The organism is Streptomyces sp. NPDC045678 (assembly GCF_056432085.1).
Genome location: NZ_JBWKJS010000014.1, coordinates 62,611 through 76,663, shown reverse-complemented (window position 1 = coordinate 76,663; position 14,053 = coordinate 62,611). Strand labels below are relative to the sequence as shown.

Genomic DNA, 14,053 nt, shown 5'->3' with positions numbered 1-14,053 from the left:
TGGTCGTGCGTCGGTCACAGGCCGCCGACGTCCAGTGCCCTGGTGATCCGGGCCGATGCCTTGCGGGCCTCGGTCGCCGGGTCGCCGCCGGTCAGGACTCTCGTCATGTATCCCTTGATCGGGTTGTCCGCCTCGACCTCCGCCCAGCGCGGGGAGTTGGGGGTCGCCCGGCCGTTCGCGGCGCCGACGGCCATCGCCGCCGCGCCCTCCTCGTCGGCCACCGCCGGGGCCAGCTTCGCCTTGTTCGGGACGTAGTTCATCGTCCGCGCCAGATCGGTCTGCCACTTCTTGCCCGCCAGCGCCTCGATCACCTCGACCGCGCCCTTGTGGTCGTCGCTGTGCTCGGGCACCACGAGGTCGGAGCCGCCGGTGAAGACGGCGGCGGGCTTGCCGGCCTTCTTGCCCGGGATCGGGAAGTAGCCGAGCTTGCCCTTGAGTTCGGGGTTCTTCTCCTCGATGGCGCGGGCCGCGCCGGGCACCGCGACGATCTGCGCCACATTGCCGCCGGCGAACACCCCGGCCTGCGACGGGTGTTCCTCGTCGGCGTCGCGCGGACCCTCGCCGAGCGCCTGAAGCTGCCGGTAGAACTCCATGCCGCGCAGCGCCTCGGGCGTGTGCAGCGTGCCGCGCCAGTCGCCGGAGGACTCCTTGGTCTCCTTGGCGAGTTCGCCGCCCTCGTCCCAGATGAAGCCGGAGAGGGTGTACCAGTCCTGGCCCGCGAGGTAGATGCCCTGCTTGCCGCCGGCGTTGAGCTTCTCCGTGGCCTCGAGCCACTCCGCGCGGGTGCGGGGCGGGGTCTTGATGCCTGCCGCCGCGAACAGGTCCTTGTTGTAGATGACGACGCGGTTGGCGGCGTACCAGGGGATGCCGTACTGGGCTCCGCGGTAGCGGCCGGGCTCGGCGAGGCCGGGCAGCCAGTCGTCCATACCGAGGTCGCGTGCGGACTCCAGGGTCAGGTCGTACAGGCCGCCCTCGTCGACGTACTGCGCGACCTGGGTGTTGCCGACCTCGATGACCTCGGGGCCGTCGCCGCCCTCCTCCTTGAGCGCCTTCTTCACCTTGGCGCCGATGCCGGTCCATTCCTGGATGCGGACGTCCAGCTCGATGTCGTCGTGCTCCTTCTCGAAGTCCGCGGTGAAGCGCTCGACGAACTCCGGGGATGCGCTGTCTTTCATCAGCCAGACCGTGACGGTCCTGGTGTCGTCACCGCCCGGCAGCATGCCGCACCCGGCGACCAGGACGGTGGAGGAAAGGGCGAGTGCCAGGGACACGGCGGCACGGTGGTGCGGTCTCACGTGGGTCACTTTCTGCCTGCGGACAGGGGAAGGTCAGCCCGACGCGGGGGGTGAGCACGCTGCTCGAACGGGTACTGGCTGGATTTTGGTCCGTACCAATGAGCTGGTCAAGGGGGTACGTCGTCTCGCACGCCGTCTCGCGCCACGGGAGCGACTGGGGCACGGTGGAGTGACGGCACTTCTCGGGGCCGTGCGGCAGCGCGCCGTACGGCCCCACCCGACGGCCCGGAGGAACATCCTCATGTCGAACCACACGTACCGTGTCACCGAGATCGTCGGCACCTCGCACGAGGGCGTCGACCAGGCGATCCGCAACGGCATCGCGCGGGCCTCGCAGACGCTCCGCTCGCTGGACTGGTTCGAGGTCACGCAGGTGCGCGGCCACATCCTGGACGGCGAGATCCAGCACTACCAGGTCGGCCTGAAGGTCGGCTTCCGCCTGGAGGACGACGCGGAGGTATGAGCCCCGGGGCGTTCAGGTACGGCCCTCGCGTTCCTGGGCGTCCTTCAGGGTCTCCGGGGTGTTCGCCCAGGTCACGCGGACGACGGTGAAGCCGGCGCGTTCCGCCTCGGCACAGACCAGCTCGTCGTCGTCCACGAGCATGCGGACGGTCCGCTTCCGGGCGATCTCCTGGAGGATCTCCAGTTTGGTGCGGCGTGCGGGGCGCCGGTCGTTGTCGCGGCGCATCCAGATCCGTCCGTCCGGCAGCCCCTGGCGTGCCAGCCAGTCCACCGTGTCGGCGCGGCAGCGCTCGGGGCGGCCGGTCAGATAGACGACCTCGCACTCCGCCACGCTCGCCAGGGCCAGCTCGATGCCGCGGGCCAGCGGCGGGTCCTGGGGCGCCGCGGCGAAGAAGGCGTCCCAGTCGCGGGGCGCGCGCTCCAGGAAGCGCTGCCGGTGCGCGGTGTCCGCGAGGGTGCCGTCGAGGTCGAACACGGCAAGAGGCCTGCTGTGGTCCGTGCGAGATCCGTTGTCTTCCGTCACATCGACAGCGTAGGAGCGTCCGGAGCGGATCCGCGCGGCGGGCCGGGAATCCTGGCGGGCCGCACGCGTTGAACCCTGTGTGAGCTCAGTGATCGCGGCAACCCGGTTCTCCGTCCTCGACCGATCGCGCACCCGTGAGGGGCACGACGGACCCGAGGCGCTGCGCGACACCGTGCGCCTGGCCCAGGACGTCGAAGCGCTCGGATTCCATCGCTTCTGGGTCTCAGAACACCACGGAGTGCCGGGCGTCGCGGGCTCGGCGCCCACCGTCCTCGCCTCGGCCGTCGCGGCGGCCACCCGCACCATCCGGGTCGGCACGGGCGGTGTGATGCTGCCGAACCATCAGTCGCTGGTGGTGGCCGAGCAGTTCGGGGTGCTCGAAGCCCTCTTCCCCGGCCGGATCGACATGGGGCTCGGCCGGTCGGTCGGCTTCACCGACGGGGTGCGCAGGGCGCTGGGGCGCGACAAACACGACGCGGCGGACTTCGCGACGCAACTCGGTGAACTGCTCGACTGGTTCCGCGGCACGTCGGGGACGGGGGTGCGGGCCCGGCCCGCCGAGGGTCTGACCGTCCCGCCGTACGTGCTTGCGGTGGGCGAGGGCGCGACGATCGCCGCCGACGCGGGCCTTCCGCTGGTCATCGGGGACATCCGGGGCCGCGAGAAGATGCTGCGCGGCATCGAGCGGTACCGGAGCGGCTTCCGTCCCTCGCCGTGGCTCGCGGAGCCGTACGTCATGATCGCGGGCAGCATCGCCGTGGCGGAGAGCCAGCAGGCGGCGCGGCGGCTGCTCGTGCCTGAGGCCTGGTCGATGGCGTACTCGCGCACGCACGGCACGTTCCCGCCACTGCTGCCGGCCGAGCGTGTGGAGTCCCTGGCCATGACGGAGAAGGAGCGCGGCTTCCACGAGTCGGGGCTGACCGGCCATGTGCACGGCACGGAGGAGCAGGTGGCCGACGAGCTGGAGCGGGTGATCAAGGAGAGCGGCGCGCAGGAGGTGCTGGTCACGACGAGTACGTACGACCGGGCGGGGCTTCTCGACTCGTTCCGGCGGCTGGCGCGGGTGGCGCGGCTGACGGCCTGACCGCCCGATCGTGGCCGGACAGCGCCGGGTCCCGCCCGCGTCGCGTTCCGGGATCGGCCCGGTGGCGGCGCGGACGGGCGCGGTGCGCCTGGGGCACGGGGGATGGCTCCAGCAGGAGCACCGCGGTCCCTGAGGCCCTTCCCGGGGGCCTCGCGGACGGTCTTCAGACGGGTGGCGGCGGTGTCATGCGGTCGCGTCTGTGAGGTCGCGTCTCATGTGGTCCCGTCTCGTGTGGTCGCGTCTCATGTCGTCGCGTCTCATGTGGTCGCCAGGGCCTCGGTCGGAGGCAGTCGTGCCGCCCGTACCGCCGGGTAGAAGCCGGCGAGACCGCCGATGACGAGCGTGGCGCCGACGCCGCCGGCCATCGCCCAGACGGGGACGACGGAGGGCCAGCCCTGGTAGGAGGCGTAGCCGCCGGTGACGGCGATGCCGAGCAGGACGCCGCCGACCCCGCCGAGGGCGGACAGGAGCAGGGCCTCGGCCAGGAACTGGGTGCGGATCTGGCCGCGGGTGGCACCGAGCGAGCGGCGCAGGCCGATCTCGGAGCGCCGTTCCAGGACGGAGATGACCATGGTGTTGGCGACGCCGACGCCACCCACGAGCAGGGCCACTCCGCCGAGACCGAGCAGCAGTCCGCTGAGGGTGTCGTCGGTGGCTTCCTTGGCGGCCAGTGCGTCCGAGGGCCGGGAGACGTTGGCCTCGTTGGGGCTCTCGGGGTTGGTGGTGGCGCCGAGTACTTCCTGCACGTCGTTGACGGACGACTCGTCGGCCCGCGTGAAGATGGTGGTCGGTGACCCGTCGAAGTCCAGTTCGCTCTCCGCCACGGACCAGCCCACGAGGGCCGACGAGTCCAGGGAGGGCACGAGTTCGTTGGGGGCGAGCAGGCCGACGACGGTGAACCAGCGGCCGCCGATCCAGACCTTCACGTCGTCCCCCGCCCGGTGCACGCCGAGTTGCTCGGCGGCCTTGGGACCCAGCACAACCGCCGGGTAGCGGCTGTTGGCGGCGTTGAGCCAGCGGCCGTCGACGATCTCCGCGCCGACCGACTTCGGCAGGTCCGTGCGGGCCGCCGACACGTTGAGGCCGCCGGTCTCCTCCACGGGCGTGTAGTCGCTGCGGTAGACCTTGGCGCCGGTCTTGCCGAGGGCGGAGACCGATTCGACGTCGTCCATGGCCGCGATCATGTCGACCGATCCGACCGGCAGATGGGCCTCGCCGCCGCTGAAGTTCTGCCCCGGGGTCACCGTCAGGAGGTTGGTGCCCAGGTCCTGCAGCCTGCGGTTGAGGTCCTCGGTGGAGGAGGTCGAGATGCCGACCACGCCGACCATGGCGGCGATGCCGATGGCGATGCCGAGCGCCGAGAGGAACACCCGCATCGGGCGGGAGCGCAGCCCGGAGCCGCCGACCCGCAGCACGTCCGCGGGGTTCATCCGGGCGGGCTTCGGCCGCCGCGGGGGCTCGGGCGGCTCGGGGGCCGCGGCGCGCTCCAGCTCCTTGATCGCGGTCATCGCACGGCCTCCTCGGGCACGAGGGCGTCCTGGGACACGAGGGTGGCGGGGCTGCCGTCCTCGGCGAGCGAGTCGTGCTCGATGCGGCCGTCCTTGAGGCGCACCTCGCGGGGCAGGGTCGCGGCGATGTCCCGGTCGTGGGTGATGACCACGACGGTCGTCCCGGCCTCGTGCAGCTCGTGGAGCAGTTCGATGACGACGGCTCCCGACCGTGAGTCGAGCGCGCCGGTCGGTTCGTCGGCGAGCAGCAGCGGCGGGTCGCCGAGCACCGCGCGGGCGATGGCCACGCGCTGTTTCTCACCGCCGGACAACTGGTGCGGCTGATGGTAAAGGCGGTGGCCGAGGCCGACCCTGCGCAGCGCCCGCTCGGCGAGGCGGCGGCGCTCGCCGCGCGGCATGCCGCTGTAGAGCAGTCCGTCCGCGACGCTGTCCAGCGCCGGTACGCCGAAGGCCAGGTGGAACTGTTGGAAGACGAAGCCGATCGTGTCGGCGCGCAGCGCGGACAGTTCACGGTCGGTCAGGTCCGCCACGTCGTGCCCGTTGATGCGGACGCGGCCCGCCGACGGGCGGTCCAGGGTGCCCATGATGTTGAGCATCGTGGACTTGCCGGACCCCGAGGGGCCGACGATGGCGAGGAGTTCACCGCGCCGGATGACCAGGTCGGCGCCGCGCAGGGCGGCGACGCCCTCGTACGTCTTGGAGACGCCCGTGAGCTCGACCACGGGCCGGTCCGTGGAGCGGGCGGCGGGGAGCTCGGGGGTGGACGGGGTCACTTGGGGACCCCCACGACGGTGCCTTCCGTGATGCCCTTGCCGGACACCTCGACCTTGCTGTCGGCGAACATGCCGAGCTTGACCGGGCGGTACTCGGTGCCGTCCGCGGTGACGACCTCCACCGCGTAGCCTCCGCCGCGCTGCGCCACCAGGGCGCTCACGGGGACGACGAGGACGTCCTTGCGGGACTCGGCCTTCAGCGTGACCTGGACGGCGGCGGCCTGGTAGCGGCCGAGGCCCTTCTGGTCCTTCACCGTCAGCTCGACGGGCAGGGTCGCCTTGTCGTCGGAGTCCCCGGAACCGGAACCGGAACCGGAATCGCCGGAGCCGGAGCCGTCCGCGGAGTCGTCGCCCTGGGAGGTGGAGGGCGTCCCGATGTCCGTCACCTCGGCCTGGACGGTGGTGTTGTCGGGGAGTTCGACGGTGACCTTGGTGCCCTTCTCGACCAGGTCCTCGAACTGCACGTCCAGGTCGACGCCGACGATCCGCTGGGTGCCGGTCCAGGAGAGGACGCTGCCGCTCAGGGCGGCGCCGGGCGAGGTCTTCACGTCGGCGACGCGCCGCGCGCCGTCGGCGACCACGGCGTCCCCGGCGGCCACGGTGCCGGTCTCCTCGCGGTTCAGGTCGTCCTGCCAGTCCTTGACGGCCTCGGCGGTCGCGGAGTTGTACGTGTCGTCGACGGTGAACCCCGTGTAGCCGAGGGCGCGGAGGTTCTTCTCCAGCATCTTGACGTCGTCGCCCTCGCTGCCCGACTGCAAGGTGCGGTACAGCGGGAACGAGCCGTACAGGAGAGGGATCCGCTGCTGGTCGACGCGGTAGACGGTGTCGCCGCGCTCGATCCTCCTGCCCTCCTCGGGCACCCAGGTGACGATGCCGTCGCCCGCGGTCCCCGCGGCGGCGGAGCCTTCACCCGACTGGCCGGACTGCCCTTGACCGGACTGGCCCTGGCCCGACTGTCCTTCGCCCGTGCCGGAGGACGAGGCCGGTGCCTGCACGGTGGTCGCGTCGCCGTAGCCGAGGTTGCCGTCGACGGTCTCGGTGTCGGTGAGCGTCGTACGTGCCACCTTCGCCGTGGCCGGCGGGCCCGAGGGCGCGGAGCCTGCCGAGCCGCCGCCGTCACCGCCGAGGGTGCCGGTGGCGGCGACGCCGGCCGCCGCGGCCACGGTGATCGCGGCGAGCGCGATCAGCGAGGTGCGCAGCGGGCGGCGCCTGCGCTCGCTGCCGGCCGGCGTCCCGTCGTCGTCGGAACCGTCGTCGGAGCCGTCGTCCGACGCGGTGTCCAGCGTGGTGGCGGGCTCCGCGGTCAGGGACGTCTCGAGGTCGCGGGTCTGCGGGCGGGTGTCCGGGCCGGGTTCCTCGGCGGTGTCGACTGCTCCGGGCCGCTTCGTCGACACCTCACCGGAGCTGTGCCGTTCCAGCGCGCCCGACGGCTCGCCGCCCACGGACAGCGCTTCGGTCTCGTCGCGGCTCGTCACTGCGGGACGCCTCCCCCTTGACCGTTGTTCATCATCATGCCGCCGCCGGGGTACTTGCTCTGGCAGGCGCCCATGGCCTTGGTGAACTCCGGGCCGCCCGGGGTGATGCCGGTGCCGTTGATGTCGATCTTCATGTTGCTGCCCTCGATCTCCGGGTCGGGGAACTTGGGGAGCCCGTTCTCGCGCAGGCACTTCGCCCAGGCCGAGACCTTCCCCGAGTCGAGGGCGGCGCCACCGCCACCGCCGCCGCCCAGGCCCTGCGGGGCCTTGTCGCGGCAGGCCTCCTCGGCCTTCTTGAACGACTCGGAGTTCGGATCGACGCCCTCGCCGGGGGTGAGCCGGACACCGCCGGTGTCCTGCTGCGGGTCGGGGTAGTCGGGCGCTCCGTTCTCGCGCATGCACTTGGAGTACGCGAGTCCCTGGTCGAAGGGGCTGGTCGGGGACGCGGACGAGTCCTTGTCCGACGAGGCGGCGGAGGAGTCCCCCGAGCAGCCCGTGAGGACGGCGCCGGTGACGAGGGCCGATGCCGCGACGAGCGCGGGGGCGATGGCTCGCTTGCGTGCGGATGACCGCTTGTGTGAGGTGAACATGGACCCAACTTCTACGCGGCGGCCGGTCACACGGCGGGCACAGAGCGGGGCGTCCGCACAGTGCTTTCAAGGGGGCGGGATCGCGCGCCGGGGCAGGCAGGAGCGGCCGCCCACCGGTGGTGTGCGGCCGATCCTGTGTGGCCGTGGGACACGCGGCCGGGAGTCCGCGGAAGACCGGTCAGGTCTCCGCCCGCTCCGGACTCCCCTGCGCCGGACTTCCCCGCGTCGGACTTCCGCGCGTCGGACTTCCCCTCTCCGGACTTCCCCGCGTCGGCGTCCCGCGCCACGCGGCGTGTCTGCTCTGCTCCTCCGGCGTGCAGTCGATGCGTTTCACGGCCGCCTTGAGCAGCGGCGGCGCCATGACGGAGGTGACCACCGCGACCAGCACGATGATCGTGTACGTCCTGGTGTCGAGGATGCCGAGCCGCAGTCCGACCATCGCGACGATGATCTCGATGACGCCGCGGGCGTTCATCCCCGCGCCGAGCGCGAGCGCCTCCCAGCGGCTCAGCCTGCTGAGGCGCGCGCCGATGTAGGCGCCCGCGAACTTCCCGAGGACGGCGGTGGCGAGCACGATCAGCGCCGCCCCGAGCACCGCGGGTTCGGCGAGCGCGCGCAGGTCGATGCGGAGCCCCGCGGTCGCGAAGAAGACGGGCGCGAGGACGGCGAGGACGACCATGCGCAGCGACACCGTGCGGGCCCGGTCGAACTCCCCGCTGGAGCCGATGAGCACGCCGCACAGGTACGCCCCGAAGACCGCTTCGAGCCCGAGCGACTGGGTGCCCGCCGCCGCCAGCAGGATCATCGCGGCGGCCGCGGACACCGTCCGTTCGTCCGATCCCTTGCACAGGCGCAGGGCTCTGCGCACGAGCGGGCGGCCGATGAGCAGCGCGACCAGGAGGACCAGCAGGAGCGAGCCGATGGCCTCGGCGAACACGCCGGCCGTCAGGCCGCCCACGGTCATCGCGGAGAGCACGGAGAGCATGAGCCAGCCGAAGGTGTCGTCGATCATCCCCGCCGCCAGCGTCAGCTGGCCCACGTTGCGGTGGATGAGGTCCATGTCCATCAGCGTCTTGGCGATGACGGGGATGGCGCTGACGCACATGGCGACGCCGAGGAAGAGCGCGAACATCTGCCGGTCGGACGTGTCGATGCCGAGCATGTGCGCCAGCGGGTAGCCAAGGCCGACCCCTAGGGCGAGGGGCACGAGCAACCCGGCAAGGCTGACGCGCAGGGCCGTGCCGCCGCGGCGGCGGATCATCCGCAGGTCCATCTCGATGCCGGTGAGCCCGACGAGGAGGAGCACCGCGATCTGTCCGACGGCGTCGAGCAGGTGCACCTGGGCCGGGTCCGACGGCAGGAGCCAGGCGGCCGCGTCCGGCGCCACCCAGCCGAAGAGGGACGGGCCGAGGAGCACGCCCGCGCTCAACTCCCCGACGATGGCGGGTAGTCCGCAGCGCGTGGCCAGCCTGCCGAGCATGATGGCCAGGAGCAGCAGCACGCCGACCTGCAACAGGAAGATGAGCAGGGGGTGTGCCGCGATCGGCGGTACGGGCGCGGCCGACAGCATCTCGGCGGCCGCGGGTGGGCCTGCGGTGGGCACGGTGTTCACCCGCCCCGTTCGGAGAGGGCCCCCACGGCCGGCTCACCCGGGGCGAGTTCGCTGTAGCGCCGGAAGCCGTAGAGCAGGGCGCTCTCGTGGCGCAGGCGCTCGACCGAGCGCACCGCTCCGACGACGATGACGTGGTCGCCCGAGGGGTGGGTGCGCTCGACGGCGCAGTCGGCGACGGCGTGCGCGGCCTCGACGAGCGCGGGGCTGCGCCCGCGGCCGAAGGGCCGCCAGGCGACGCGGTCGAAGCGGTCGGGCGCACCGGACGCGAAGAGCGCGGCGACCCAGCCCGCCTCACCGTGGAGGAGGTTGACCGCGAAGGCGCCGCTGTCGGTCACGGCTCTCAGGGTCGGGCTGCCGCTGCGCAGACACGTCAGGAGCGTCGGCGGGTTCACGCTGAGGCTGCACAGCGATGAGCATGTCATTCCCCGGGGCCCCGCGCTGCCGTCCCGGGCCGTCACGACCGACACCCCGGTCGGGAACGACGCCATCATGTCGCGGAACTCGATGTCCATGTGCCCCGGTCACACCCCGTCGCGCATGCGTTTGAAGTAGGCGTTCTGCGTCGGCAGTGTGCGGACCAGCGACCGCGCCTTGTCCTTGATGGCCTGGAACTCGGCGAGCGCGGCCTTCTCGTCGATCAGGTCGAGCGCGGGCGAGGGCCGGACGGGGATGCCGCCGGTGCCGAGCAGGACGCAGTTGTACGAGTAGGGCGGCAGGCCGTGGTAGCGGGGGTGGACCGTGCCGGTGTCGGGGACCTTGCTCTCCCACAGTTCGAGGCGCTCGGCGAGCGCGTCGGGCACGGCGCGGGTCTTGGTGTCCCGCCAGTACTGGTTGTCCGCCCGCTTCGCGCCGCGGTAGTGCAGGACGAGGAACTCCCGTACGCCGTCCATCACGTTCGTCAGTGCGCTGTTGTACTGCTCGCGCAGGCGGAGGTCCCAGTCGGCCGCCGGGTAGAACTTGACGAGCTGCTCGATCGCGTAGTGGATGAAGAAGATCCCGGTGGACTCCAGCGGCTCGACGAAGCCGCTGGACAGGCCGATGGCCACGCAGTTGTTGACCCAGGAGCGGCGACTGCGGCCGATCCGCATCCGGATGTGGTTGGCGGGCACGTCGGCCGCGGCGGGGCCGACGAACTCGCGCAGGGTGCGCTCGGCCTCCTCGGGGTCCATGTAGTCGCGTGCGTAGACGTAGCCGGTGCCGATCCGGCTGATCAGCGGGATGGTCCAGATCCATCCGGCGTCCTGGGCGGTCGCGGTGGTGCAGGGGCGGAGCGGTTCCTTGTCCATGTCCATGGGAACCTGGAGGGCGACCGCGCTGTCGTTGGGCAGGGTGTCCTGGTAGGAGACGAAGGGCTCCTCGAGGGCCTTGTTGATCAGCAGGCCGCGGAAGCCGGTGCAGTCGACGAAGAGGTCCCCGTCCAGGCGCCCGTGCTCGGCGGTCTGCACGTGTGACAGCCAGCCGCGCTCGTCGAGGCCCACGTCGACGACGTTGTCGACCACGTGCCGCACCCCGCGCCGAGTGGCGTACTTGGTCAGGTACTTGGCGAGGAGGCGCGCCTCGAAATGGTAGGCGTACGGGAATTGGGCGCCCTGGTACTCGGCGATGGTGTTCGGCGCGGCCTCGTCCTCGACGAAGTCCTGTTCCAGGAGGCGGTTGTCGAGGTAGCGGGGGCTCCGGTTGTTGTCGATGACAGAGGCCATCACGAAGCAGTCCACGTCGAACCGGTCGCTCGTGGGGTACCGCAGCCACCAGTCGGTGAGCGGGAACCCCTTGACCGACCTGAGCTGCTCGAACGGGTGGTAGAAGTGGTGCCCGGGCTCGCGCCAGTTCTCGAAGCGGACCGCGAGTTTGTACGTGGCGTTGCAGGCGGGCATCCAGTCGCGCTCGGCCAGGCCGAGGAACTCGAAGAAGTGCCTGATGTCGCTGAACGTGGCCTCGCCGACGCCGATGGTGCCGACGTCCGCCGACTCCACGAGCGTGATGTTGATCCGGTCGCCGAAGGCCGCCGTCAGATACGCGGCGGTCATCCAGCCTGCCGTGCCGCCGCCGACGATGACGACGTCGCGTACGGGAGCATGCGTCATTTCCCCACCCCACTGTGATGTTTGAGCACCGATCGTGATGAAGTCCTAGCGGCCGCGCGCGTCCCCGCCGCTCAGCGTGATCGCGCCGGCCGGGCATCTCGCGGCGGCGCCGCGCACCGCCGCGGCCGAGCCCGCTTCGGGCCGTGCCGCTTTGAGCAGCACCTTCCCGTCGTCCTCCGACTGGTCGAACACGGCGGGCACGTAGCTCATGCACAGGCCGGAGCCCGCGCACCGGCCGCGGTCGACGTGTACCTCCATCTCTCTCCTTCCCCCTCCCCTTCCGAGCCGGGCCACTCCGGTCTCACCAGGTGACCGGCAGCCGTTCCACCCCGTAGGCGGTCGAGCGGACACGGAATTCCACGTCCTGTGCGGGCACCGCGAGTCGCAGTCCGGGGAAGCGCCGCAGCAACGCCGTGTACGCGACGCGGAGCTCCATCCGGGCGAGGGCGGCGCCGATGCAGTGGTGGATGCCGTGCCCGAACGCGACGTGCGGCACGGGTTCTCTGGTCAGGTCGAGCCGGTCGGGCTCGGCGGTCAGGTGCGGGTCGCGGTTGGCCAGCGGGATCGAGCAGACGACGGTGTCGCCCGCTCTGATCAGCCTGCCGCCGAGGGTGATGTCCTCGACGGCGGTGCGGGGCGTGGGGGCGTGCGGCACCGACAGGTAGCGGAGCAGCTCCTCGACGGCGCGGTCCAGGGCGGCGGGATCGTCGCGCACCAGGGCGAGTTGGTCCGGGTTCTCCAGGAGGGCGAGGGCGCCGAGGCCCAGCATTCCGGAGATGTTGTCGAGGCCGGCGAGCATCAGCAGGATGCAGATGCCCCGCAGCTCCTTGTCGGTGAACTCGCTGCCGTGGTCGCGCACCAGCATGCCGAGGAAGCCGTCGTCGGGGTTCTTGCGCTGCCGGGCCACCAGGGCCGCGAGGTAGCGGGTGAAGGCGGATCCGGCGGCCGTACGCTCCCGGCGGCCGCTTCCCGTGGCGAGGTGGGCGTGGCAGCGGCGCAGGAAGTCGTCGCGGTCGTCGCGCGGCACGCCGATGAGTTCGCACAGCACCGGTCCCGGGATCGCCGAGGCGAAGAGTTGCGCCAGGTCGGCGGGGTGTCCGGCGCGCTCCATGGCGTCGAGGCGTTCGGCGACGATGGTCTCGATGCGCGGCTGGAGCCTGCGCATCCGCCGTACCGTGAACTCCGGCGTGAGCATTTTGCGCAGCCGGGTGTGTTCGGGCGGGTCGTAGTCCATGAGGAGCCCGACGCCTTCGTCCGGCCGCCCGCCGTCCCCTTCGGCCGGTTCGCGCGTGCCGAAGCGGCGGCGGGTGGAGAACCGGGTGTGGTCGCCGAGGACCCTGCGCACTTCGTCGTGTCCCGTGACCAGCCACAGGGGCTCGCCGCCCGCGCCGGGTGCCAGGCTGACGCGGGTGACGGGCCCGTCGGCGGCGAGGCGCCGCAGGTCGTCCGCGGGGTCGAAGCGTGTGCGGCGGGTGTGCAGCGGTACCGGTGTGCTCTCGTGCGGCATGTCGCCCCTTACCAGGCCACCGGCAGCGTCTCCACGGCCTTCGAAGTGAAGCGGAGTTCGTCGCGCGGCGCGGCGAGCCGCACCCCGGGGAACCTGCGGAGCAGTTCCGCGATGGCGATGCGCAGTTCCATCCTGGTCAGCGGCGCGCCGAGGCAGTAGTGGATGCCGTGTCCGAACGCCATGTGACGGCTGTTGTCCCGTGTGATGTCGATGGGCTCGGTCGGCTCCCCCGGTGAGCGGGTGTTGTTGGCGCCGAGCAGGGAGCAGGCGACGGGCTCCCCCGCCTTGACCGTCCTGCCCGCCAGGGTGACGTCCTCCAGGGCGGTGCGGGGCGAGGCGTGCGAGATGATCGAGACGCTCCGGATCAGCTCCTCCACCGCGTGGTCGATGAGGTCCGGGCGTTCCTTGAGCAGGGCGAGCTGGTCCGGGTGTTCCAGGAGGGCGAGGATGCCGAGTCCCAGTGTGCCGCCCACGTTCTGGATGAAGGAGGCGAGGAGCGTCGCGGCGGTTCCCGTCAGTTCGGCGGGGGTCAGGTCGTCGCCGTGGCGCTGGATGAGGCGGCCGAGGAGGTCCTCGCCGGGGTCGCGCCGCTTCTGTGCGGTGAACTTGCTGAGGTAGACGAGGTACGAGTTGCCTGCCGCGTCCCGCTGGTCCCTGTCGGGGTTGTCGATGCGGTTGGTGTCGAGGTGGCGGGCGAGTTCGGCCTGGTCGTCGCGGGGTATGCCGAGCAGTGCGCACCCGATGAGGCTGGTGGTGGGCCAGACGAAGTGCGGTACGAGGTCGATGGGCTGGGCCGCGCCCTTCATGGCGTCGAGTCGCTCGGTCACGATGCCTTCGACGAGGGGTTCCAGGACGCGCACCCGGCGGAGCGTGAACTCGCCGGTGAGCATCTTCCGCAGCCGGGTGTGCTCGGGCGGGTCGTAGTGCAGCAGGTTGCCGGGCTGCACGAGGCGCCGGGAGTCCTCGATGTTGTCCGCGGGCGGCAGTGTGGTGAAGCGGTCCGAGTCGCCGAGGATCGCCCGCACCTCGTCGTATCCGGTGGCGAGCCATGCGCGGTCCAGTGTCCCCGGAGGGGTGGTCTCGACGAGCGGCGACTGCTCGGTTTCGTCCAGTGGCTTGGGCATTTCTCGAAATCCTTTC

At 71.6% G+C, this 14,053-nt stretch carries 14 protein-coding genes; 2 read left to right on the top strand and 12 right to left on the bottom strand.

What is annotated here, in order from left to right; all coding sequences use genetic code 11:
- Nucleotides 1–14 precede the first annotated feature (14 nt).
- The gene (locus AC07DO_RS37285; protein WP_479066669.1) at nucleotides 15–1,220 is read right to left on the bottom strand and encodes an extracellular solute-binding protein; all 1,206 of its coding nucleotides are present in this window, start codon (nucleotides 1,218–1,220) and stop codon (nucleotides 15–17) included.
- Between the two features lie 316 nt (nucleotides 1,221–1,536).
- Between AC07DO_RS37285 and AC07DO_RS37280 the strand changes: the two genes are divergently transcribed.
- Nucleotides 1,537–1,758 (top strand): dodecin, encoded by a 222-nt coding sequence (locus AC07DO_RS37280; protein ID WP_150175059.1) that lies wholly within the window; start codon nucleotides 1,537–1,539, stop codon nucleotides 1,756–1,758.
- Nucleotides 1,759–1,770: 12 nt separating this feature from the next.
- Here the strand turns inward: AC07DO_RS37280 and AC07DO_RS37275 are convergent, their stop codons facing one another.
- Nucleotides 1,771–2,280 (bottom strand): phosphatase domain-containing protein, encoded by a 510-nt coding sequence (locus tag AC07DO_RS37275; RefSeq protein WP_479066494.1) that lies wholly within the window; start codon nucleotides 2,278–2,280, stop codon nucleotides 1,771–1,773.
- 79 nt (nucleotides 2,281–2,359) lie between these two features.
- Between AC07DO_RS37275 and AC07DO_RS37270 the strand changes: the two genes are divergently transcribed.
- On the top strand, nucleotides 2,360–3,364 hold the full coding sequence (locus tag AC07DO_RS37270; protein WP_479066492.1) for an LLM class flavin-dependent oxidoreductase: 1,005 nt from the start codon (nucleotides 2,360–2,362) through the stop codon (nucleotides 3,362–3,364).
- Nucleotides 3,365–3,621: 257 nt separating this feature from the next.
- Here the strand turns inward: AC07DO_RS37270 and AC07DO_RS37265 are convergent, their stop codons facing one another.
- From AC07DO_RS37265 to AC07DO_RS37220, 10 genes are all read right to left on the bottom strand, one after another.
- On the bottom strand, nucleotides 3,622–4,872 hold the full coding sequence (locus AC07DO_RS37265; protein WP_479066490.1) for an ABC transporter permease: 1,251 nt from the start codon (nucleotides 4,870–4,872) through the stop codon (nucleotides 3,622–3,624).
- Complete coding sequence (locus tag AC07DO_RS37260; protein WP_479066488.1) at nucleotides 4,869–5,645, bottom strand: ABC transporter ATP-binding protein; 777 nt, start codon at nucleotides 5,643–5,645, stop codon at nucleotides 4,869–4,871. Before AC07DO_RS37260 ends, AC07DO_RS37265 begins: the two co-directional genes overlap by 4 nt.
- Nucleotides 5,642–7,120 (bottom strand): peptidoglycan-binding domain-containing protein, encoded by a 1,479-nt coding sequence (locus AC07DO_RS37255; RefSeq protein WP_479066486.1) that lies wholly within the window; start codon nucleotides 7,118–7,120, stop codon nucleotides 5,642–5,644. The genes AC07DO_RS37260 and AC07DO_RS37255 overlap by 4 nt, the downstream gene beginning before the upstream one ends.
- Nucleotides 7,117–7,710 carry a hypothetical protein gene (locus AC07DO_RS37250; RefSeq protein WP_479066484.1) on the bottom strand — a complete coding sequence of 198 codons (594 nt, stop codon included), beginning with the start codon at nucleotides 7,708–7,710 and terminating at the stop codon, nucleotides 7,117–7,119. Before AC07DO_RS37250 ends, AC07DO_RS37255 begins: the two co-directional genes overlap by 4 nt.
- A 178-nt stretch (nucleotides 7,711–7,888) precedes the next feature.
- The gene (locus tag AC07DO_RS37245; protein ID WP_479066482.1) at nucleotides 7,889–9,313 is read right to left on the bottom strand and encodes a cation:proton antiporter; all 1,425 of its coding nucleotides are present in this window, start codon (nucleotides 9,311–9,313) and stop codon (nucleotides 7,889–7,891) included.
- 5 nt (nucleotides 9,314–9,318) lie between these two features.
- Nucleotides 9,319–9,834 (bottom strand): flavin reductase family protein, encoded by a 516-nt coding sequence (locus AC07DO_RS37240; protein ID WP_479066480.1) that lies wholly within the window; start codon nucleotides 9,832–9,834, stop codon nucleotides 9,319–9,321.
- A gap of 9 nt (nucleotides 9,835–9,843) precedes the next feature.
- A complete protein-coding gene (locus tag AC07DO_RS37235; RefSeq protein WP_479066478.1) occupies nucleotides 9,844–11,406 on the bottom strand; it encodes a tryptophan halogenase family protein in 1,563 nt (520 codons plus the stop codon).
- Between the two features lie 45 nt (nucleotides 11,407–11,451).
- Nucleotides 11,452–11,664 (bottom strand): ferredoxin, encoded by a 213-nt coding sequence (locus tag AC07DO_RS37230; RefSeq protein WP_268774975.1) that lies wholly within the window; start codon nucleotides 11,662–11,664, stop codon nucleotides 11,452–11,454.
- A 43-nt stretch (nucleotides 11,665–11,707) separates the two neighbouring features.
- Nucleotides 11,708–12,913 carry a cytochrome P450 gene (locus AC07DO_RS37225; protein ID WP_479066476.1) on the bottom strand — a complete coding sequence of 402 codons (1,206 nt, stop codon included), beginning with the start codon at nucleotides 12,911–12,913 and terminating at the stop codon, nucleotides 11,708–11,710.
- Between the two features lie 8 nt (nucleotides 12,914–12,921).
- Entirely contained in the window at nucleotides 12,922–14,037 is a 1,116-nt protein-coding gene (locus AC07DO_RS37220; protein ID WP_479066474.1) for a cytochrome P450, read from the bottom strand.
- Nucleotides 14,038–14,053 lie beyond the last annotated feature (16 nt).

Bases quoted from the DNA above. Each gene is read 5' to 3' on its own strand.
- AC07DO_RS37285 (WP_479066669.1), bottom strand. From the start codon at position 1,220: ATGCTGCCGGGCGGTGACGACACCAGGACCGTCACGGTCTGGCTGATG.
- AC07DO_RS37280 (WP_150175059.1), top strand. From the start codon at position 1,537: ATGTCGAACCACACGTACCGTGTCACCGAGATCGTCGGCACCTCGCAC.
- AC07DO_RS37265 (WP_479066490.1), bottom strand. From the start codon at position 4,872: ATGACCGCGATCAAGGAGCTGGAGCGCGCCGCGGCCCCCGAGCCGCCC.
- AC07DO_RS37250 (WP_479066484.1), bottom strand. From the start codon at position 7,710: ATGTTCACCTCACACAAGCGGTCATCCGCACGCAAGCGAGCCATCGCC.
- AC07DO_RS37240 (WP_479066480.1), bottom strand. From the start codon at position 9,834: ATGGACATCGAGTTCCGCGACATGATGGCGTCGTTCCCGACCGGGGTG.
- AC07DO_RS37235 (WP_479066478.1), bottom strand. From the start codon at position 11,406: ATGACGCATGCTCCCGTACGCGACGTCGTCATCGTCGGCGGCGGCACG.
- AC07DO_RS37230 (WP_268774975.1), bottom strand. From the start codon at position 11,664: ATGGAGGTACACGTCGACCGCGGCCGGTGCGCGGGCTCCGGCCTGTGC.
- AC07DO_RS37225 (WP_479066476.1), bottom strand. From the start codon at position 12,913: ATGCCGCACGAGAGCACACCGGTACCGCTGCACACCCGCCGCACACGC.
- AC07DO_RS37220 (WP_479066474.1), bottom strand. From the start codon at position 14,037: ATGCCCAAGCCACTGGACGAAACCGAGCAGTCGCCGCTCGTCGAGACC.